At 66.8% G+C, this 20,912-nt stretch carries 19 protein-coding genes; 5 read left to right on the forward strand and 14 right to left on the reverse strand.

Annotated features, from left to right (window positions below; all coding sequences use genetic code 11):
* Window positions 1–130: 130 nt before the first annotated feature.
* Window positions 131–412 carry a hypothetical protein gene (locus NWE53_RS15570; RefSeq protein WP_265050289.1) on the reverse strand — a complete coding sequence of 94 codons (282 nt, stop codon included), beginning with the start codon at window positions 410–412 and terminating at the stop codon, window positions 131–133.
* Window positions 413–587: 175 nt separating this feature from the next.
* Here NWE53_RS15570 and NWE53_RS15575 point away from each other — a divergent pair, with 175 nt between their 5' ends.
* Both NWE53_RS15575 and NWE53_RS15580 read left to right on the forward strand, forming a co-directional pair.
* Window positions 588–1,832, forward strand: a complete 1,245-nt coding sequence (locus NWE53_RS15575) for a Zn-dependent hydrolase (protein WP_265050290.1) — start codon at window positions 588–590, stop codon at window positions 1,830–1,832.
* 150 nt (window positions 1,833–1,982) lie between these two features.
* On the forward strand, window positions 1,983–3,092 hold the full coding sequence (locus tag NWE53_RS15580) for an aminotransferase class I/II-fold pyridoxal phosphate-dependent enzyme (RefSeq protein ID WP_265050291.1): 1,110 nt from the start codon (window positions 1,983–1,985) through the stop codon (window positions 3,090–3,092).
* 118 nt (window positions 3,093–3,210) lie between these two features.
* On the opposite strand, the gene NWE53_RS15585 is transcribed toward NWE53_RS15580, so the two are convergent.
* Genes NWE53_RS15585 through NWE53_RS15595 form a run of 3 tightly spaced genes read right to left on the reverse strand, consistent with a single transcriptional unit; the run spans window position 3,211 to window position 5,908 of the window.
* Window positions 3,211–4,164, reverse strand: coding sequence for an ornithine cyclodeaminase family protein (locus NWE53_RS15585; RefSeq protein ID WP_265050292.1), 954 nt, complete (start codon window positions 4,162–4,164; stop codon window positions 3,211–3,213).
* A complete protein-coding gene (locus NWE53_RS15590) occupies window positions 4,157–4,774 on the reverse strand; it encodes a helix-turn-helix transcriptional regulator (protein ID WP_265050293.1) in 618 nt (205 codons plus the stop codon). Before NWE53_RS15590 ends, NWE53_RS15585 begins: the two co-directional genes overlap by 8 nt.
* Window positions 4,775–4,792: 18 nt before the next feature.
* On the reverse strand, window positions 4,793–5,908 hold the full coding sequence (locus NWE53_RS15595; RefSeq protein WP_265050294.1) for an aminotransferase class I/II-fold pyridoxal phosphate-dependent enzyme: 1,116 nt from the start codon (window positions 5,906–5,908) through the stop codon (window positions 4,793–4,795).
* 154 nt (window positions 5,909–6,062) lie between these two features.
* On the opposite strand from NWE53_RS15595, the gene argH reads away from it, so the two are divergent.
* Together argH and NWE53_RS15605 are read left to right on the forward strand one after the other, a co-directional pair.
* The gene (argH, locus tag NWE53_RS15600; protein WP_265050295.1) at window positions 6,063–7,475 is read left to right on the forward strand and encodes an argininosuccinate lyase; all 1,413 of its coding nucleotides are present in this window, start codon (window positions 6,063–6,065) and stop codon (window positions 7,473–7,475) included.
* A 201-nt stretch (window positions 7,476–7,676) separates the two neighbouring features.
* Window positions 7,677–10,685, forward strand: a complete 3,009-nt coding sequence (locus tag NWE53_RS15605) for an aminotransferase class III-fold pyridoxal phosphate-dependent enzyme (RefSeq protein WP_265050296.1) — start codon at window positions 7,677–7,679, stop codon at window positions 10,683–10,685.
* Window positions 10,686–10,703: 18 nt separating this feature from the next.
* Here the strand turns inward: NWE53_RS15605 and NWE53_RS15610 are convergent, their stop codons facing one another.
* From NWE53_RS15610 to NWE53_RS15655, 10 genes are all read right to left on the reverse strand, one after another.
* Window positions 10,704–11,021 (reverse strand): DUF6522 family protein, encoded by a 318-nt coding sequence (locus NWE53_RS15610; protein WP_265050297.1) that lies wholly within the window; start codon window positions 11,019–11,021, stop codon window positions 10,704–10,706.
* Window positions 11,002–12,183 (reverse strand): AGE family epimerase/isomerase, encoded by a 1,182-nt coding sequence (locus tag NWE53_RS15615; protein ID WP_265050298.1) that lies wholly within the window; start codon window positions 12,181–12,183, stop codon window positions 11,002–11,004. Before NWE53_RS15615 ends, NWE53_RS15610 begins: the two co-directional genes overlap by 20 nt.
* 8 nt (window positions 12,184–12,191) lie before the next feature.
* On the reverse strand, window positions 12,192–12,974 hold the full coding sequence (locus NWE53_RS15620) for an amino acid ABC transporter ATP-binding protein (RefSeq protein ID WP_320109513.1): 783 nt from the start codon (window positions 12,972–12,974) through the stop codon (window positions 12,192–12,194).
* 82 nt (window positions 12,975–13,056) lie between these two features.
* A complete protein-coding gene (locus NWE53_RS15625; protein ID WP_265050299.1) occupies window positions 13,057–13,872 on the reverse strand; it encodes a transporter substrate-binding domain-containing protein in 816 nt (271 codons plus the stop codon).
* 55 nt (window positions 13,873–13,927) lie between these two features.
* The gene (locus NWE53_RS15630; protein WP_265050300.1) at window positions 13,928–14,578 is read right to left on the reverse strand and encodes an amino acid ABC transporter permease; all 651 of its coding nucleotides are present in this window, start codon (window positions 14,576–14,578) and stop codon (window positions 13,928–13,930) included.
* 7 nt (window positions 14,579–14,585) lie between these two features.
* Complete coding sequence (locus tag NWE53_RS15635; protein WP_265050301.1) at window positions 14,586–15,254, reverse strand: amino acid ABC transporter permease; 669 nt, start codon at window positions 15,252–15,254, stop codon at window positions 14,586–14,588.
* Between the two features lie 112 nt (window positions 15,255–15,366).
* Entirely contained in the window at window positions 15,367–16,128 is a 762-nt protein-coding gene (locus NWE53_RS15640) for a 3-ketoacyl-ACP reductase (protein ID WP_265050302.1), read from the reverse strand.
* A 1-nt stretch (window position 16,129) separates the two neighbouring features.
* Complete coding sequence (locus tag NWE53_RS15645; protein ID WP_265050303.1) at window positions 16,130–16,903, reverse strand: enoyl-CoA hydratase/isomerase family protein; 774 nt, start codon at window positions 16,901–16,903, stop codon at window positions 16,130–16,132.
* Entirely contained in the window at window positions 16,900–18,492 is a 1,593-nt protein-coding gene (locus tag NWE53_RS15650) for an acyl CoA:acetate/3-ketoacid CoA transferase (RefSeq protein ID WP_265050304.1), read from the reverse strand. The genes NWE53_RS15645 and NWE53_RS15650 overlap by 4 nt, the downstream gene beginning before the upstream one ends.
* A gap of 24 nt (window positions 18,493–18,516) precedes the next feature.
* Window positions 18,517–19,569: a LacI family DNA-binding transcriptional regulator gene (locus NWE53_RS15655; RefSeq protein ID WP_265050305.1), complete on the reverse strand. Its 1,053-nt coding sequence runs from the start codon at window positions 19,567–19,569 to the stop codon at window positions 18,517–18,519.
* 165 nt (window positions 19,570–19,734) lie between these two features.
* Here NWE53_RS15655 and NWE53_RS15660 point away from each other — a divergent pair, with 165 nt between their 5' ends.
* On the forward strand, window positions 19,735–20,898 hold the full coding sequence (locus NWE53_RS15660; RefSeq protein ID WP_265050306.1) for a dihydrodipicolinate synthase family protein: 1,164 nt from the start codon (window positions 19,735–19,737) through the stop codon (window positions 20,896–20,898).
* Window positions 20,899–20,912: the final 14 nt, after the last annotated feature.

The raw sequence follows: 20,912 nt of genomic DNA on the forward strand, positions 1-20,912 counted from the left end.
CGCCAATCCCGGCACGATCAGAACGCTGGGTGAGACGTGTTTCGGCTTGGATGTCTCGGTGCGCTGAGACGTCAACTCATCCTGCGCGGCCGTCCGACAAGGCGGCCGCGCAAGGCGCTATGGAGAATTCTCAGCCGCGCCGGTGCTGGGCGGCGACATCGACGCGGATCGCCGGTCGGGTCGCCTTGAATTCGGCGACGGCGGCCGCAGCGAGATCGGAAACCGAGCCGGAACCGCTCGACATCAACTGCAGGATGATGCGCCCGAGGCGATCACGCGCCTCGGTCTCGAGCTCGGTATCGAGCCTCTGATCATGCCCCAATGTGGCCCAGGCTCTGGCCTGGACGGCTTCTGCGACGAGAAGTTCCTGGGAATTCAGGACACCGGGAAAGCGGAAATTGGGCGTAGGCATGGGCGATTCGAACATGGCTGGGCAACCGATATAGGGTCCCCGAGGTTCCCGGCAAGGCATGCGGAATTGCAGCCATGACCTGGGCAACTGCCGCGATGCGCCGCCGGCCCTTGCTTGCGGCGGCTTCCGCCGGCCAGAGTTTCGCGTCAAGCCAGTCGATCCGAGGACCAGCCCGATGCCCCTTCCCGCCTCTGCACGCGTCGATATCGAGCGCTTCTGGACGACGATCGAACGCTCGGGCGAGATCGGCGTCGGACGTCCCGGCGGTCTCTCGCGCCTCGCGCTCGGCGATGCCGACAAGGAGATACGCGATCTGTTCGTCGCCTGGTGCCGGGAGGCCGGCCTGACCGTCCGGATCGACGCGATCGGCAACATCTTCGCCCGCCGCGCCGGCCAGGACGACACGCTGCCGCCGGTGATGATGGGCAGCCATCTCGACACGCAGGTGAATGGCGGCCGCTTCGACGGCATCGCCGGTGTCCTTGGTGGGCTCGAAGTCATCCGCACGCTGGATGCCATCGGCCACCGCACGCGCCGCCCGCTAGAACTGGTCAACTGGACCAATGAGGAAGGCGGCCGGTTCTCGCCGCCGATGGTCGGCTCCGGCGTCTTCACCGGCGTCTACACGCTCGACTGGGCGCAGGAGCGCCGCGACGATGACGGCAAGTCGATGGGCGAGGAGCTTCAGCGCGTAAGCTATGCCGGCGAGGCTCAGGCCGCCCCGCCGCCGCTCGACGCCTATTTCGAGTTTCATATCGAGCAGGGCCCGATCCTCGACCGCGAGGGCTTCCAGGTCGGCGTCGTCACCGGCGGCTACGCCAGCACCGGGACGATCGTCGAGTTCCGCGGTGAGACGGCCCATACCGGCCCTTGGCCGATGGAAAAGCGCCGCAACGCCCTGGCCGCGGGCGCGCGGCTGCTGACCGCCGTCGACGATCTCGGCTGGGAGTTCGCCGGCAGCGGCGGCAAGGCGACGGCAGCGCGCCTCGTCGCCTGGCCGAACAAGCCGGGCATCATATCGGACTGGGCGCAGGTGACCTGCGATGTCCGCCATGCCGACCCGGAGGCCGCTGCCGTCATGGCCGAGCGCATGCTGCGCGCCGCCCATGAGGCCGCCGCCCGCGCCTCCTGCGGCATCGAGATTCTCGACACCTGGCGCTGGGGCGGCAAGGTCTTCGCCGAGGAGATGATCGGCCTCGTCCGCGAGACATCGCTCGCTCTCGGCTACCGCACGCGCGACATCCTCAGCCAGGCCGGGCACGACGCCTATTTCCTTGCCCGGGATACGCCGAGCGCGATGATCTTCGCGCCCTGCAAGAACGGCATCACCCACAACAACAACGAACTCAGCACCCGCGAGGATCTGGAACCCGGCCTCAACGTGCTGCTGCGGGCCGTGGTGGCGCGAGCCGATCGCTGATGGGCAGCCCTTGCGATCACATGAACAATCAGTCCAAATTGGATTTATTGTCCAAAATTGACTTGACCCTGCCGACGGGGAGCTTCACAGATCGCGAGTGACGCCCGGCTCATGCGACGGGCACCGACGCCGCATCGGCCGGAGGCTTTCGTGAAGTTCGACATTTTCCAGATGGAGCGGAACCAGACGCTCTTCGAGAACGACGTCGAGATCAACCTGACCGAAAGCGGCGTCCACCCCTGGGCGATCGAGGATATCCTTGGCGAAGAGGCCGCGCGCGACCTGCTCAGGCAGCCGCTCGGCTATGGCTGGACCGACGGCCGGCCGGACCTGCGCGCCAACATCGCCTCCTGGTATCCGGGCGCCACCGCCGCCAACGTGCTGGTGACGAATGGCTCGTCGGAGGCGACGATGATCGCCCTGATGGCGCTGTTCGAGCCCGGCGACGCGTTGGTCGTCGCCCTTCCGAACTTCATGCAGATCGACGGCCTCGGCCGCGCGCTCGGCTTCGATATCCGCCGGCTGGAATTGTCCGGCGAGAGCGATTGGCAGATCGACCCCGCGCGCCTCGTCGATGTCGCGGCCGGTGCCAAGGCCATCGCCGTCACCAACCCCGCCAATCCGACCGGCAGCGTCCTTTCCGCCGCAAGCCGCGCGGCCCTCGTCGAAGCCGCGAAGCGCAACGACGCCTGGCTGATCGTCGACGAGATCTATCGCGGAGGGGAAATCGAAGGCGCGGAGACCGAAACGCTCTGGGGCAGCTACCCCAAGGTCGTCATCACCAGCAGCCTGTCGAAATCCTTCGCCTGCCCCGGCCTTCGGCTCGGCTGGATCGTCGCATCGCCGGACGTCGTCGCGGCAGCCGCCGAGCGGCAGGACTACACCACCATCGGCAGCGGCATCCTCAGCCAGATCCTCGCGGCGGAGGTGATGCGCCCGGAAACGCGCGGGCGCCTGCTCTCGCGCGGCCGCGATCTGCTGCGCACCAACGCCGATCTCGTCGGCCAGTGGATGGCGCGGCACAACGACTGGTCCTGGCGTCGCCCGGAAGCCGGCGGCATGGCCTTCCTGCGCTATCCGCTGGAAATGTCGTCCGAGGACTTCTCGCAGAAGCTGCGCGAGGAGGAGAGCGTCTTCGTCGTCGCCGGAAGCTGGTTCGGCATCGAGAGCCACATCCGCATCGGGATCGGCGTACCGACCGAAACGCTGCAGAAGGGTCTGGTGCGGCTGGATCGTTTTCTGGCCCGGCACAAAGGCTGATAACGGCCTGCCGTCATGCTCGGGCTTGACCCGAGCATCTCCTGCCGAAGGAGGCTCCTGCGCCTCACTTTCCAGAGATTCTCGGGTCAAGCCCGAGAATGATGGCGGAGACGGCCGTTCAGCGCGTGATCCCGTCCAGCACCACACGCGCGATCGCGATGTCCTGGACCGCGAGCCCGGTCAGGTCGGCGATGGTGATGTCGCGATCGGAACGGCGAGCGGGCGCTTGTCCAGCCAGCACGGCCCCAAGCTCGACGCAATCGCTTCGGCCGATCAGCCCGCCGGCCGCAGCCGGAGCGAACTCGCCATGGTCGAGGCTCTGTTCCAGCGAATCTGCGATCCGGATATCGGCGCGCGCGACCAGCGCCGTCTCCAGCTCCTGCTTGCCCGGCGCATCGGCCCCGAGCGCGGTAATATGAACCCCCGGCCCGATCCACTCATCGCGGATAACCGGTCCCGCAGCCGGCGTCGTGGTGATCAGCGCATCGGATTGCGCGCACAACGCCTCCAGATCGTCCACCGGCTCGACGGCGATGCCACCCTTTGCCAGATCGCGCCGCAATGCCTCGAGCCGCTCGGGCGAGCGCGCCCAGGCGGCGAAGCGCGGCTCGCGCTCCCGCAGCAGATGCGCGGCGGCGCGAATCTGGAAGCGCGCCTGCGTGCCCGCGCCCACAACGCCGATCATCCGTGCGTCCCGCCGCATCCCGGCACGGGTCGCAATGGCGCCTGCCAGCCCCGTCCTCAGATCGGTCAGCCAGCCCTCGTCGCGCAGGATGGCGACGACCGCGCCGGTCTCGGCCGAGAGCGCGATCATCATGCCGCTCGTGGTCGGCAGGCCCTTGGCTGGATTTTCGTAGAAGCCGGTCGCGATCTTGACCACGAAGATCGGATCATCAGCGATATGGCCGAACTTGATATGGCAGTCGCCGTTATGTGCGGGAAAGCCGAGATAGCCGACCGGCGGCATCTGCACGCGCCCCGCCGCAGCCGCCCTGAACCCGTCCTCCAGCGCGGCGAAGGCCCGGTCGAGATCGACGGCGGCCTCGATCTCGGCCCGCGTCAGATCAAGCATCCGGCGATCCGTTGGCCTGGTTGAGGTAGTTGTAGACGGTGGCGCGCGCGAGCCCGAGGATGCGCGAGATATAGGCGGCGGCATTGCGACCGCCGAAGGCGCCGTTGGCTGCGAGATCGGCGACCAGCTCGCGCTTCTCGGCACGGCTGAGATTAGTCACGGCCAAGCCCCGCGCCTGCGTCCATTGCTGCACGAACTCGTTGATGCGCTCGTGCCAGTCTTCCTTGAACAGCGCCTGCGGCTTCTCGGTGCCGGCCGGCACGGTCGCGAAGGCGGAGAGTGTCTGCATCAGCGCATGGAAATGCGAGACGTCGACATTGATGCAGAGCACGCCGGCAGCCTTGCCCCCGGCCGAGAGCACGACGCTGATCGATTTCAGCCGCCGCCCGTCCCAGTTCACCTTCTCATAGGGGCCGATCGTCGTCTCGTCGGGATCGAAGCCGATCTCGTCGAGCAGCGAGGGCTCGCCCAGCACGCGCTGCGAAAAGTTCCCGGCGATATGGACGACGCTCTGCGATGCCAGATCGTGCAGCACAACCTCCGCATGCGGCCGGAACAGCAGCGCGACCGCATCGCAGATCGGCACGTAGGGAGCGAGTTCCGGCGTCATGCTCGACCCTCCGGCGCGTCAGCGCGGCTGCGATTTGAGATAGTCGCTGAGCCGCTCGAGCCCGGCCGAGAGATGCTCGCCCGGCGCGCCGATCCCGATGCGGATATAGCCGTCGAGGCCGTAGACGTCGCCCGGCAGCAGCATGATGCCGCGCTCCTCGCGCAGTCGATGCACCAGCTCCGTCGAGTTCATCGAGTGGCTGTACTTGATGAAGGCCATGCCGCCCGCCTTGGGCGGCACGAAGGAGAAGAACTCCTCGTTCGCCTTCACCCAGCTCGTGAGCAATGCGAGGTTTTCCCGGAGGATGGTCTTGCTCCGCTGCAGGATCTCGGCCCGCTTGGCCGGCTGGACGACGATACGCGCGATCTGCTCGCTCAGCGCGCTGGTCGTGATCGAGGTGTAGTCCTTGTTCTGCCAGGCCGTGTAGATATCCGCGGCAGGCCCGACCAGCCAGCCGATGCGCAGGCCCGGCAGCGCCATGGCCTTGGAGAGCCCGCTGGTGATGATCGCCTTCTCGTAGAGATCGGCGAAGCTCGGGGGCTCATCGACCTCGAGCTCGGCGCCCTTGTAGACCTCGTCGGCATGCAGGTAGCAGCCCTGCGCCCGGGCGATCTCGACGAGCGCGTCCATCGTCTCGCGCGAGAGCAGGCTGCCGGTCGGATTGTTGGGATTGCAGATCGTCATCAGCTTGGTGCGCGGCGTGATCGCCTTTCGAACCTCGTCCAGATCGGGCGTCCAGCCCAGCTCTTCGCGCAGCTTCACTTCCTTCACGGTGGCGCCGATCGCACGCGCCCAACCCCAGATCTGCAGGTAGTTCGGCGCGAAGACGATGATCTCGTCGCCGGGCTCGATCAGCGACATCACCATCAGGAAATTGGCTTCGGCCGAACCGTTGGTGACGATCACCTCGTCGGAGCTGCGGTTGCGGTAGAGCTTGGCGATGTCCTCGCGCAATTCGACCGCGCCGTTCGTCCAGCCATAGCCGAGCTCGACATCCATGAGCGTCGCGCGCTGCTCGGCGCTGAGCAATTCGTTGAGCGAATAGGGATGGACGCCGCTATCCGAGAGGTTGAACTCCACGGTGTTCTCGTAGAGCGACTGGATACGCTCCAGGCTGAATTCTTCGATCTTCATGCTGCCCATCCCGTGGCGGCCCGGCCGGCCGCAGCTCTCATGCGAGTATGATGGGCGTGATTTGGACGTCAAGGTCAATTTTGGAATTTACAGTCCAATCTCCGATTGCTATCCCTGCATGGCCTCGTCACAGCTGCTCCCGGAGAGCCTCATCATGTCCGACCAGACCCCCGGCGCCAACAAGATGTGGGGCGGGCGCTTCACCTCCGCCCCGGCCGAGGTGATGCGGCGGATCAACCCCTCGATCGGCTTCGACTACCGGCTCTACCGGCAGGACATCGCCGCATCCAAAACCCATGCCGCGATGCTGGCCCGCCAAGGCATCATCGCGAGCGCCGACAACGAGCTCATCCAGGCCGGGCTCGACCAGATCCGCGGCGAGATCGACCGCGGCGAGCTGAAATTCAGCATCGACCTGGAGGACATCCACATGAATGTGGAGGCACGCCTCAAGGAGATCATCGGCGAGCCGGCCGGGCGCCTGCACACCGCGCGCAGCCGCAACGACCAGGCCGTCACCGATGTCCGTCTCTGGATGCGCGACGCTATCGACGGGCTCGACGGTGCGGTCCAGGAGCTTCAGCGCGCGCTGATCGAGCGGGCGAGCGAGCATGCCGAGACGATCATGCCCGGCTTTACCCACATGCAGGTCGCTCAGCCCGTGACCTTCGGCCACCATTTGATGGCCTATGTCGAGATGTTCGGCCGTGATCGCGAGCGGCTAGCCGGCGCGCGCGAACGCACCAACGTCTCCCCGCTCGGCGCCGCCGCGCTGGCAGGAACCGCCTTCCCGATCGACCGGCAGTTCACGGCAGCTGAGCTCGGCTTCGCCCGGCCGACCGAGAACTCGATGGATTCGGTCGGCTCGCGCGACCACATCTGCGAATTGCTGTTCTGCTGCTCGATGCTGGCCGTCCATCTCTCGCGCATCGCCGAGGAGATCACGCTCTGGTGCAGCGACGGCTTCCGCTTCATTGCGCTGTCGGACGCCTTCACTACCGGCTCCTCGATTATGCCGCAGAAGCGCAACCCCGATGCCGCCGAGCTGGTGCGCGGCAAGACGGGCCGCGTCGTCGGCTCGCTCACCGCCCTACTGATGACGGTGAAAGGCCTGCCGATGACCTTCATGAAGGACATGCAGGAGGACAAGGAGCCGATGTTCGATGCACTCGAAACCGTCGAGCTCTGCGTCGGCGCGACCATCGGCATGGTCCGCGACCTGACGGTGCGGCCCGAGAACATGCGCGCCTTCCTCGATCGCGGTTTCCCGACCGCGACCGACCTCGCCGACTGGCTTGTGCGGGAGGTCGGCATGCCCTTCCGCGATGCCCATCACGTCACCGCCCGTATCGTAGCGCTCGCCGAAGCCAAGGGCTGCACCCTGCAGGCGCTCGACCTCGACGCCATGCGCTCGGTCGATCCGCGCATCAGCGCCGCGGTCTTTGAGGTGCTGGCGCCGGAGCATTCGGTCCGCAGCCGCCGCAGCTATGGCGGCACCGCGCCGGATACCGTGCGCGAAGCGATCGAGCGAGCGAAGCAGCGCTGGCTGACGGACGACGATCGGTGAGCACGATCGAAGACGCGGTCGCGCCGCCGCCTTGACTGAAGAAAATCGCGGCCGCAATGGCAGAAGCAATCCTCCTCGCGGAGGATATCGTCGCCGGTCCTTTCGCTGATAACGCGACGTCGGTCAGGCCGACGTGAACGGTTCGACGCATCCCCCGGCAGGCCAATGGGCTCGTCAAGGGGGACGGCTGGGAGATTTGAGATGAAGCATGACTGGTTGCGCGACATCGCGAATGATTTCGGTGTCGTCGGCGCTCTCCGACAGCTCGGTGGCGAATACGATCTCAACTTCCGTGGCCGGACCGCGCAGGGTGACGTGATCGTCAAGGCGATGCGTCCCAGCGGCGAGCCCGCGCTCGTCGACCAGCAATGCGCAGCGATCAGCCACGCGCTCGCCGCCGATCCGACGCTGCCGCTGCCACGGCTCCTGCCGGCCGAAGGCAAACGCTTCTGGCAGAACGTCGCGGACACTGAGGGCCGCCAGCGCATGGTCTGGGTCCAGCGCGCCTTCGAGGGTATCCCGATGGGCGAAGCCGGGCCGCAGCCGCCCGCCGTCCTCTCCGAGTTCGGCGCGCTGACCGCGCGGCTCGATCTCGCCTTGCGCGATTTCAAGGTCACGGCTTCGCCCGATGCGGCGAAATGGGACCTGACCCAGGCGGGCTGGATCAAGCCGCATCTCGATGTGCTCGAAGGCCCACGTCGCGCGCTCGTCGCGGCGATCGTCGCCGCCTACGAGGCCTTGCAGCCTGCTCTCGACCAGTTGCCTCGGCAGACCCTCCACAACGACCTCAACGACTTCAACATCCTCGTCCAGCCACGCCTCGGCGAGCCCACGCGCATCAGCGGCCTGATCGATTTCGGCGACATGACCACCGGCCCGCGCGTCTGCGAGATCGCCATCGCCGCCGCCTATGCCATCCTCGACCACGAAACACCGGAAGCGGCGCTCGCCGCCTTCGTCGCCGGCTATCACTCCGTCTCAGCCCTGAGCGCCGAGGAGATCGGGCTGATCTGGCCGCTCGTCCGGATGCGGCTGGCCGTCAGCGTCGTCAATTCGACGATCGAGGCCAGGGGCCGCCCGGACGATCCCTATGTCACGATCTCGCAGGCGCCGGCCTGGCGGCTGCTGGAGAATCCGGCCATCGACGGCGAGTTGATGGGTGCTCGCCTGCGCAATGCCTGCGGCCTGCCGGTCACCGACGCAGCCGGCCGCATCGCAAGCTGGATCGCCGGACAGCGCGGCAGCTTCGCGCCTGTGCTCGGCCGCGCGCTCGACGGCCTGGCGGTCGGCTCGCTCGCCGTCGCCGAGGCCACGGTTCCGCAGAACCCGTTCAGCATGCGTGCTGACGAGGCCCGGAACCTCGGGGCGGCCATCGGCATCGCCTCCGAATGGTGGCTCGGCCAATATGGCGAGCCGCGGCTGGTCTATACCGACAAGGCCTTCCGCAAGGGTCGCTGGCTCGCTTCGAACCGCCGCACCATCCATATGGCCATCGATGTCTTCGCGCCGGCCGGCGAACCGGTCCGCGCACCGCTCGCCGGCCGCGTCGCGCTGACCGAGAACCGCAAAGGCCATCTCGACTATGGCGGCGTCGTCATCCTCGAGCATCGCACGCCCGAGGGCGACGTCTTCCACACGCTCTACGGCCACCTCGCCGCCGATGGCGCCGCGAAGCTGAAGCAAGGCCAGCAGATCGCGGCGGGCGAGGCCTTCGCCACACTCGGCCCGGCCGAGGAGAATGGCGGCTGGGAGCCGCATCTGCATTTCCAGCTCGCGCTGACGCTCGACGGCATGGGCCATGACTGGCCGGGCGTCGCCGATCCCGACGATTGGGCGCTGTGGCAGTCGATCTGCCCGAACCCCGCCGCACTGCTCAACCTGCCCGACGAAGTCGTCGCCTACCGCGCAATCGACGAGGCCGCACTGCTCGCCGAGCGCAGGGCCCGCTTCGGCGCCAACCTCAAGCTCAGCTACAGCAGGCCGATCACCTTCCTGCGCGGCTGGCGCCACCATCTCTTCGACGCGATGGGCCGGCCCTATCTCGACGCCTACAACAACGTGCCGCATGTCGGGCATGCCCATCCGCGCATCCGCAAGGTGGCGATGGACCAGCTCGCGCGGATGAACTCCAACACGCGTTATCTGCATCCCGCGCCGATGGCGCTGGCCGAGCGCCTCACCGCGAAGCTGCCTGGGGAGTTGGAAATCTGCTTCTTCGTCAATTCCGGCTCGGAGGCCAACGAGCTCGCGCTGCGCCTCGCCCGCGCCGCCAGCGGCGGCTACGACATCGTCACGCCCGATCACGGCTATCACGGCAACACCACCGGCGCGATCGACATCTCCGCCTACAAGTTCAACAAACCGAATATGGGCGGCCGCAAGCCCTGGGTACAGCTCGTCGACGTCGCCGACGACTATCGCGGCCGCTTCCGCCGCGACGATCCCAGCCGGGCGCTGCACTATGCGCAGCAGGTCGACGGCGCGCTCAAGGCCATCGCGGAGCGCGGGGGCAAGGTCGCCGGCTTCATCGCCGAGACCTTCCCGAGCGTCGGCGGCCAGATCATCCCGCCGCCCGGCTATCTCGCCGCGGTCTACGAGCGCATCCGCGCCGCCGGCGGCATCTGCATCGCCGACGAGGTCCAGACCGGGCTTGGCCGCCTCGGCGACTATTATTTCGGCTTCGAGCAGCAGGCCGTGCGGCCGGACATCGTCGTGCTCGGCAAGCCGCTCGGCAACGGCCACCCGATCGGCGCGGTGATCACTACCCGCGCCATCGCCGAGCGCTTCGCCGAGGGGCCGGAGTATTTCTCGACCTTCGGCGGCTCGAACCTCTCCTGCCGTATCGCCTCGGAAGTCCTCGATATCGTCGAGGATGACGGGCTCTCGGCCAATGCCAAGGCGATGGGCGACAAGCTGCTCGCCGGCATGCGCGAGCTCGCCGAGCAGTACCCTTGCGTCGGCGACGTCCGCGGCATCGGCCTCTTCCTCGGATTGGAGCTGGTCACGGATCGCGAGACGCTGGAGCCCGCAACCGATGCGGCCGCCCATGTCATGAACCGCCTGCGCGACATGCGCATCCTGGTAGGGCGCGAGGGCCCGGCCGACAACATCCTCAAGATCCGCCCGCCGCTGACGGTCGAAGCCGATGATGTCGACATGATCCTCGACCGGCTGAATATCTGCCTGCGCGAGGTCGAGGCCGCGCGCTAAGAGACACAGCCGCCGGTCTCAGCCCTCCCGGAGGCTGCGGCCGCGATGCGGCGGGGGCGGCAGGAAGTCGAGCTTTTCCTCGATCACGGCGCCGTCCTCAGAGACGATGGCGAACCAGCGGCGGTTGCCGCAATGCACGGAGAGCCGCCAACGGCCGTGATCCTCGGCCTCGCCGCGCTCGACACGGCTGGTCACGAGGCCGCGGCGCTGCATGCCCAGCCATTCCGCGGACGACCAGCCGAAGCGGGCAGCGATCCGCTCCGCATCGATCACGAAGGCGCCGCTGGCATCGCGGACGACCGGAAAACCGGCCGGGTCAGTTCGCTGTTGCTCCATCGCCGACTTCCCCATGCGAAGCCGGATGCGGCGGCATGACCCGCAGCGTCTCGGCCAGACACAGGAAGAGATGGTAGAGGACGCGGCTCGGCAGCGATACCGGCAACGGCTGGCCGGCACGGTCGAGCTGGTTGTGCCAGAGCCCGGTCCGCAGATCGATGAAGTGGCGGAACATCAGCTCGACATGGCGCGGCAGGCTCGCCGCAGCGTCCTCGTCCGCAACGAATTCGACGCGGGCACCGAGCGCCTTGATGAATTCCGTCTGCGGCCAGAGCAGCTTCGTCGGCGCGACGATCCTACCCTCGGGGCCCACACCATCCAGCACCAGCGGCGGATAGGCGGGGTCGCGATCGAGGCCCTGCGCGAGCCCGAAACGATAAAGCCCTTCCGCGAGCGCGGGCGCCTTCTCCCAGCCGGTCAGCCGATGGTGATGATGCAGCAGCCAGACCCATTCGAATTGGTGACCGGGCTCGCGCAGCCGCCCCGGATCGCCCGCGACGGGCTGCCAGTCCGTGCCGAAGAACTCGCCGAGCGTGCCATTACTGTCGATGAAGCGCTCGGCCGCGAGCTGGACGATGCCGTTGGCCGCGTCGAACCAGCGCTGATTGCCCGTCGCTTCCGCCAGGGCGTGGAAGGCTTCGAGCAAGTGCATATGCGGGTTCTGGCGGCGCGGCAGCGCGCCGAGATCATCCTCCGCATAGCCGCCGAGCGGAGCGGCGAGCTCGCTTTCGATCAGGTCCATCGTCGCCCCGGCGAGGCGCAGCGCAGCCGCGTCTCCGGTGGCCCGGTGATAATGCGCGCAGGCGAAGAACACGAAGGCGAGATCGTACAGATCGCGGCGCGGTACGCTTACGGCTCCGTCGGGCCGGAAACGTTTCGGCACGTAACCATTGGCCTCATGCGCCTTCAGCAAGAGCGCGAAGCCGTGCTGCGCGGCCTCCAGCGCCGCTTTGTCTCCGCTCAGCCGGGCAGCATGGCTGAAGGTGTAGACCAGCCGCGCCGTCGTCAGCGCGCTGCGATCCGGTGCCGCAACGGGTTGTCCGTCCGGCGTGAACTCCTCGATGAAGCCGCCGGCCTTGCGATCAACCGAACGTTCGATCCAGGCCGGAATCAGCGTTCCATGGGTCCAGCGCTGCAGGCCGGCAGGCGACAGATCGCGCATGGGCTGGCTCAATGCGCCTGCGCGTGCAGAATCTGGCCGAGGAACTTGCGGGTCCGCTCGCTCTGCGGCGCCGAGAAGAACTGCTCGGGCGGCGCGACCTCGACGATCTCGCCGGCATCCATGAAGATCACCCGGTCGGCCACCTTGCGGGCGAAGCCCATCTCATGGGTGACGCAGATCATGGTCATGCCGCTCTCCGCGAGCTCCACCATGGTGTCGAGCACTTCACTGACCATTTCGGGATCGAGCGCCGAGGTCGGCTCGTCGAACAGCATGATCTTCGGGTTCATACAGAGCGAACGCGCGATCGCGACGCGCTGCTGCTGCCCGCCCGAGAGCTGGACCGGGTATTTGTGCGCCTGCTCGGGGATATGGACGCGTTCCAGGATCTTGCGGGCGTTCGCCTCGGCCTCCGCCTTGGCAATGCCGCGCACCTTCATCGGCGCGAGCGTGCAGTTTTCCAGCGCCGTCAGATGCGGAAACAGGTTGAAGCTCTGGAACACCATGCCGATCTCGCGGCGGATATCTTCGATGCCCTTGAGCTTGGCATGGACGGTCGTGCCGTCGATGACGATCTCGCCCTTCTGGTGCTCTTCGAGCTGGTTGAGGCAGCGGATCAGCGTCGATTTGCCGGAGCCGGAGGGGCCGCAGACGACGATGCGTTCGCCACGCGACACGGTCAGGTCGATATCGCGCAGAACGTGGAAGTCGCCATAGAACTTGTCGACCTTGCGCATCTCGATCATCACGTCGCCGATCTCATGGTCGGCGGAAGGGGCGGTCGCGGACATCGGGCAAAAACCGTTCTGGATGGCAGGCTCTCGAAAGCCCTTGGGATGCGCCCGGCCGGGGCCGGGCGCATGTCTTGCAGGATCAGAACTGCGGCATCGCCGGCAGCTTGGTCAGCGGAATGCCGAACCACTTCTGGTTGATCTTCGAGAGCTCGCCATTGCCCTCGATCTCGGCGATGAACTTGTTGGAGTACTCGGCGAGCGCCGTATCCGACTTGCGGAAGGCCATGCCGTTCGCCTGCTCGCGAAGCGTGATCTTCGGCTCGATGTTGAGCTGCGGATAGTCCTTGAGAAGCTGGGCGAGGATGGTGTTGCTCGCGCCCATCGCCTGGACCTGGCCGGAGATCAGCGCCTGCAGCGCGGTCGCATCGTCGTCATAGCGCTTCAGCGGCGTGCCCTGCGGGGCGACGGCGCTGATCGCGGTGTCCTGCGTCGAGGCGCGGGCGACGCTGATCGTGACCTGCTTCAGGTCTTCCGGCGTCTTGACGTTCACGCTCTTGGGCGCGAGCACATAGATCGTCAGCGTGCTGTAGGGGTTAGAGAACAGCACCTGCTTCTGGCGCTCGGCGGTGATGCCGAAGGTGGCGATCAGCACGTCGACCTTGTTGGTCAGCAGATAGGGGATGCGGTTCGGGCCGGTCACCGGCACGAGCTCGAGCTTCACGCCGAGCGACTTGGCGAGCAGCGCTGCGACATCGGCGTCGTAGCCGGCAGGCTGCTGCTGGGCGTCCGTGCCGCCGAAGGGCGGATAGTCGGTGAGAACGCCGACCATCAGCTTGCCGCGCGCCTTGATCTCTTCGGGCGTGGCGGCGTGAGCCGGGGCAAGCGAGGCAGCGGCGAGGCCGGCGAAGACCAACGCGCCGAAGCCGCGACGGCAAATCGATTTAAACAGGGACATGGGACGTTCTCCTCTGAGGGTAGGCTGGTATTGCATCAACGCGTTCCGAGCAGGCTCAGCGCGCGGCGACGAGGAGCTTTTGCTCCATTCTCTTGCTGTAGGCCGAGAGCGGCCGGCAGATGATGTAGTAGACCAGCGCGACGAGCGCGAAGATCGTGAAGGGCCGGAAGGTGGCGTTGTTGATGATCTGCGCCGCACGCGTCAGCTCGACGAAGCCGATGATCGAGGCGAGCGACGTGCCCTTGATCAGCTGCACCAGGAAGCCGATCGTCGGCGGAATCGCGATCCGGACCGCCTGGGGGGCTATGATCAGCGCCATCTTCGGCGCATAGGGCAGGCCGAGCGAAGTCGCCGCCTCCCATTGCCCGCGCGGCACCACCTCGATCGCGCCACGCCAGATCTCGCCGAGGAAGGCGCTGGCATGGAGCGACAGGCCCAGCGCCGCCGCCGTCCAGGGATCGACCGACCAGCCGAACAGCCCCGGCACGAAGAAGGCGAGGAAGAGCTGCATCAGCAGCGGCGTGCCCTGGAAGACCTTGATGTAGCCGGCCGAGGCGATCCGCAGCCATTTGAATTCGCCGGTCCGGGCGAGCGCCACCAGCAGGCCGCCCAGCGCCCCGCCGAGGAAGGCGACGAAGGACAACAGCAGCGTCCAGCGCACCGCCATGAGGATGTAGATGATGTCGGCTTGTCCGAGTACGCGCATCGGGGCCTCAGCGGGTTGGCTTGCGCAGGAAGGCGCGCTCGATCCCGGCGAACGCTGTCCAGAAGAAGACGGACAGGCCGAGATACATGCATGTGACGACGAAATAGACCTCGAAGCTGCGGAAGGTGCGCGACTGGATGTCGCCCGCCACCGCCGTCAGCTCGCTGGCCGCGATCGCCGAGCAGACACTGGTGTTCAGCATCAGCAGGATGAACTGGCTGGTGAGCGAGGGATAGATCGCCTGGATCGCCGGCTTCAGGATGATATAGCGGAAGATCTGCAGCGGCCGCATGCCGAGCGACTTGCCCGCCTCGATCTGCCCCTTCTGGATGCTCTCGATGCCGGCGCGGATGATCTCGATGCCGTAGGCGCCGACGTTGACGACCAGCGCCAGCAGTGCCGCCGTGTTCGAGGACATCTTCAGGCCCATCGACGGCAGGCCGAAATAGATCATGAAGATCTGGATCAGGAACGGCGTGTTGCGGATCAGCTCGATATATTCGTCGATGATCCAGCGCAGCCATTTCGGCCCGGAGGTCTTGCCGAGCGCACCCGCGATCGAGACCACCATGCCGATCGCCATCGCCACCGCCGACAGCACGAGCGAATTGAACAGACCCTGCAGCAGCTCGGGCCACGCCGCGAAGACGTCGGCGAAATCGAACTCATAGCTCATGCGGACCGCCCATATGGGGCGGCGAAAGCAGGAATGCCTTCATGCGCCATCCTCATCCCAATCCTCCCGGCCGGCTCGGGCACCGGCTTCTCTCGGCCGTGCCGCAGAATCCCTACAATCGCGGAATCAGCAAGCCGCCATCGGCGTTTATCACCGTCCCTGTCGCATAGGCGAATTGCCCGCTGCTCAGGGCGGCGACGACGGCGGCGACATCCTCGCCCTCGCCCCAGCGCCCGGCCGGGATCAACCCCTCGGCGATGCGCGCATCGTATTTCGCTGCGACCTTCGCGGTCATGTCGGTTCGGATCACGCCCGGCCGCACCTCGAAGACCGGGATGCCCTCCGGCGCGAGCCTGACGGCGAGCGCCTTCGCCCACATCGAGAGGCCGAGCTTCGAGACGCAGTACTGCGCCCGGTCGATCGAGACCAGCTCCGTGCTGGCCGAGGTGACGAAGACCATTGCCGGCCGCTCCGCCTTGCCCGCGAGCATCGCCTTTGCGACCTCCTGGCTGAGGAAAGCTGCGCCGCGCAGATTGACGTCCATGACGACGTCGAAGCTGTCCGGCGTCATCTCCAGCATGTCGCCGCGCACCGGCGCGCCGATGCCGGCATTCGAGACGAAGAGATCGAGCCGGCCGAAGGCGGCTTTCACATCCGCGACGAGGGCGGCATGGCTCTCGACCGCGGCGACGTCATGCCTGAAGAACCGCGCCGCGGCTCCGGCCTCTTCGAAAAGCTTCGACGCCTCGGCGACGGCCTCGTCCTCGGCGATGTCGGTGAAGGCGATGTCATGGCCGACCTTGGCGAGTGCGACGCCGATGGCGCGGCCGATGCCGCGCCTTGCGCCGGTGATCAGGGCGACGGGACGCGTCATCTCATTCCCCCCGATAGAGCGGCGTGCGCTTTTCCTGGAAGGCGGCGACGCCTTCCTTGACGTCTTCGGTATATGAGACGAGCGAACTCGCCAGCGTCTCCATGATCGCGGCGCTATCCTCGTTCTCGGCAGCGTTGATGAGCTGCTTGACGACGAGGTTCGCCACCGGCCCGCGCTGGCTGATGCGCTCGGCCATGGCCTGCGCAGCCGCGAGCGCTCCGCCCTTCTCGACGACCTGATCGACGATTCCGAGTGTGAGCGCCGTCTCGGCCGTGACGATTTCGCCGGTCAGAGCCAGCCTCCTCGCAACCTGTCCGCCCAGCCGCTTCACCAGACGCTGCGTGCCGGACCAGCCCGGGATCATGCCGAGCCCGGTTTCGGGCAGGCCGATCTTGGCCTGAACCTCGCAGATGCGGATATCGGCGGTGACGGCGAGTTCGAGCCCGCCGCCCAGCGCATGGCCGTTCATCGCGGCGATGACCGGCGGCTTCATCCGCGCCAGCTTGTCGAAGACGCGGTGGCCGGCGCGCACCCAGCCCTGCCCCATCTCCAGCGGGGACAATCCGCCCCAGGCGACAATGTCGCCGCCGGCGCAGAAGGCCTTGCCTTCGGCCGTCAAGATGACGGCACGGACCGAGCGATCGGCGTCGATGGCATCGGCGAAGCGGCCGAGCAAACCGACCATGACGTCGTCGAGCGCGTTGAGCTTTTCCGGCCGCGCGAGTGTGATCGTCGCGATGCCGGAGGCGATGTCGAGGCGGACCGGGTCGCTCATGCCGCCCTCGCCGGGACTTCGAGGCCGATCAGGGCTTCATCGAACAAGGCCGCGTCCATCAGCTTCGGCGTTTGCGGCACCAGCAGCGGGAACTCGCTTTGGGCGAGGATATCGCGCTCCAGATCGACGCCGGGCGCGATCTCGGTGACGACGATACCTTCCGGCGTCAGCTTCATCACGCAGCGCTCGGTGATGTAGGTCACGTCCTGCCCCTGGGCGACGGCGCGCGGCCCCGAGAAGGAGATGTGCTCGACCGCATCGACCAGCTTCTTCACCTTGCCCTCCGTCTCGATGACGAGCTTGCCATCCGCGATGGCGAGCTTTGCCGCGGCGCTGAAATAGCCGGAGAAGACGATGCGCTTGGCCCGCGCGGTGATATCGATGAAGCCGCCGGCGCCGGCCGTGACATGCGGCCTGACGCCGAGCTTGGAGACGTTGACGCAGCCCTGCTTGTCGATCTGCAGGAAGGAGAGCAGCGACATGTCGAAGCCCGCCCCCTGGAAATAGGTGAACTGATAGGGCGAGGGCACGATCGCCTCGGCATTGGAGGCACAGCCGAACTGGAACTCGAGCAGCGGCACGCCGCCGACCGCACCCTGCTCGATCACCCAGGTGACGGCGCCGTGCTGGCCCTCCTCGATCAGGATGCGCGGGACATTGGCCGAGATGCCGAAGCCGATATTGACCGCGTCGCCGTAACGCAGCTCCTTCGCCACGCGCCGCGCGATCACCTTGGCGACGTCGAAGGCCGGCGTCTCGAAGCTCGATAGCGGCCGCCGCACCTCGCCGGAGATCGCCGGGTCATAGACGGTCTGCGTCGTCTGCATCTGGTCGGGCGCGACGACGATCGCATCGACGAGGATGCCGGGCACGAAGACCGCTTGCGTGTTGAGGCTGCCGGCCTCGACCACGCGCTTCACCTGCGCGATGACGATGCCGCCATTGTTGCGCACCGCCAGCGCCTGATCGAGCGGGCCGAGCAGGCCGCCCTCATGCTCGTAGGAAAGGTTGCCGCGCTCATCGGCCGTGGTAGCGCGGATGATCGCGATCTTCGGCACGATGCTGCGGAAATAGAGCCAGTCATCGCCATCGAACTCCACGCGGGTAACGATCGGCTCCGCCGCGGCCCGCGCATTCATGGCGCAGCCCTGGTGCTTGGGGTCGACGAAGGTGTCCATGCCGATCTTGGTCAGCACGCCCGGCCGCTTTGCCGCGGCCTCGCGATGCATGTCGAAGAGGATGCCGCTCGGGATGTTGTAGGCGGGGATCTCATCGCCGGTGACCATCTTCCAGATCGCAGGCGGCTCGGCCGAGGACGGGCCGGACGGGTAGGACCCACCCATGATCCGCGCCAGCAGGCCGGGCTTGGCCAGATGGTCGATGCCCTTGACGCCCCACATGTCGCCGGCCGCGATCGGATGCAGCGTCGTCAGGTTGCGTGGATGGCCCGAAGCGTCGAAGCGCCGGCCGATCGCCGCCAGCACAGCGTCGGGGCAGCCGAGACCCGAAGAGGACGAGACGGTGACGATCGCCTCGTCCGGGATCAGGGCAGCGGCTTCGTCGGCGGAGAGGATGCGGGGAAAGGCCATGGTTTTTGTCTCTGGGTGAACGTTTCAGCCGGCGGCGGCCAGCGCGCGCTGATAGGCGCCACAGGATTCGCGGATGACGAGATTGGCGGAGCCGATGAAGGTTTCCGGCTCCGCAGCGGGATCGGCGATCTGTTTCAGCAGCATCGCGGCGGCGCGCTCGCCGAGCCCGACGGCATCGATGGCGATGGTGGTCAACGCCGGCGAGACATGGCGCGCCTCGCTGGTGTCGTCGAAGCCGACGATCGCGATGTCGCGGCCGACGACGAGCCCGTGCCGCGCCGCGGCCAGCATCGCGCCGATGGCGACGACGTCGTTGTAGCAGACCACCGCCGTCGGCCGGTCGCTGAGCGAAAGCACGGAGCCCATCGCGCTGAAGCCGCCGTCGCGCGTCGGCATGCTTTCGAGATTAAGTCCCGGATCGACCGCGTGGCCGGCGGCCTCCATTGCGGTGAGGAAGCCCCGATGCCGCTCCTGCCGGACGACCATCGAGTTCATGCCGCCGAGATAGGCGACGCGCTCATGGCCGAGATTGATCAGATGGCGTGTGATCCGGCTGCCGCCCGCCACGTTCTCCGGCACGACCAAGCCCGCCTGCGCGCCCGGCAGGCGGCGGATCGCCACCAGCAACGCCGTATCGGCGGCCTGGGCCCAGTCGAGATGCTCGGGGCGGGTATCGAGCGCGGGGCAGAGGATGATGCCGCCGGCACCATGCTCGCGCATCATGCGCATCACCTGGTCCTGCCGCACCACGCTCTCGGCGGTGTTGGCCATGAAGGCGACATAGCCTGCCATCTGCAGGACTTTCTCCACGCCGATCGCGAATTCGGCGAAGAACGGGTTTGAGAGATCGTTGAGGACGAGGCCGACGATGCGGGATTGCGCGTTGCGCAGGTTGGCGGCACCGCGATTATAGACATAGCCCAGCCGGTCCATGGCCTGCTGGACCTGCCGGCGCGTCTCGGGCTTGACGCTGCCGCGCCCGGTGAGGACGAGGGAGACCGTCGATTTCGAGACGCCTGCGGCGTCCGCGATCTCGATGATCGTCACCTTCCCCTTGCTGCCTTTCGGCTGCGACATCGTTTCATCCCTGAAGCATCTTGTGTTTTTTCTTATGGAACGTTCCATTATCAGTCTTACGAAAACAATGCAATATCCCTCTTTCAAATGATTTTATGCCCTTGTATAAGGCTGGAAAGGCGTTCTTGAACTGGAACGTTCCAATAAATTACACCGGAGGAAGCGATGGCCGAGATTACCCTGCCCCGCGCGGACGGCAGCAGCGAGCGCTACCGGCTGGCGCCGCCCTCCCCTTATCCCCGCACCGCTCCAGCCAATGGCGTCCGCACCGTCTACGCCGCCGCCCATGTCGTCGCCGACCCGCTGAAGCTGCAGGAGCCCTGGCGCATCCCGGCCGTGGATTGGGACGCGACGCTCGCCTTCCGCCACCACCTCTGGGGTCTCGGCTTCAAGATCGCCGAGGCTATGGACACCTCGCAGCGCGGCATGGGGCTGGATTGGCCGAATGCCGCCGAACTGATTTCCCGCGTTCTCGCCGAGGCCAAGACGACGCCCGGCGCCGATCTCGCCTGCGGCGCCGGCACCGACCAGCTCGATCCGCAGGCCGCGCGTAGCCTCGACGAGGTCATCCGCGCCTATGAGGAGCAGATCGGCCATGTCGAGAAGCATGGCGGCAGGATCATCCTGATGGCGAGCCGCGCGCTCTGCCGCGTCGCGAAAAGCCCGGACGACTACCTCTCCGTCTACGGCCGGCTGATCCGCCAGTGCCGCGGCAAGGTGATCCTGCACTGGCTCGGCGAGATGTTCGATCCCGCGCTCGCCGGCTATTGGGGCAGCCGTGATTTCCACCCCGCCATGGACACGGTGCTGACCCTGATCCGCGAGCACGCCGCAAAGATCGACGGCATCAAGATCTCGCTGCTCGATGCCGGCAAGGAGATCGAGATGCGGCGCCTCCTGCCCGAGGGCGTCGTCATGTATACCGGCGACGACTTCAACTATGCCGAGCTGATCGCAGGCGACGCGCAGGGCTTCTCGCACGGGCTGCTCGGCATCTTCGACCCGATCGCCCCGGCCGCCGCCGCGGCCTTCGCGAAGCTGGAGGCGGGCGACCGGGCCGGCTTCCACGCCATCCTCGATCCCACAGTCGCGCTCTCGCGCAAGCTCTTCGAGGCGCCGACGCAGCATTACAAATGCGGTGTCGTCTTCCTTGCCTGGCTCAACAGCTTCCAGAGCCATTTCCGCATGGTCGGCGGCGCCGAATCCGCGCGCGGCATCCTGCACTATGCCGATCTCTTCCGCCTCGCCGATCGGTCCCGGCTCTTCGTCGATCCGGATCTGGCGGCCCGCCGCATGGCGCATCTATATGCCCTCAACGGCGTCGCCTGAGGGAAGGAACGCAC

Source organism: Bosea sp. NBC_00550 (assembly GCF_026020075.1).
In the GTDB taxonomy this organism is placed as follows: domain Bacteria; phylum Pseudomonadota; class Alphaproteobacteria; order Rhizobiales; family Beijerinckiaceae; genus Allobosea.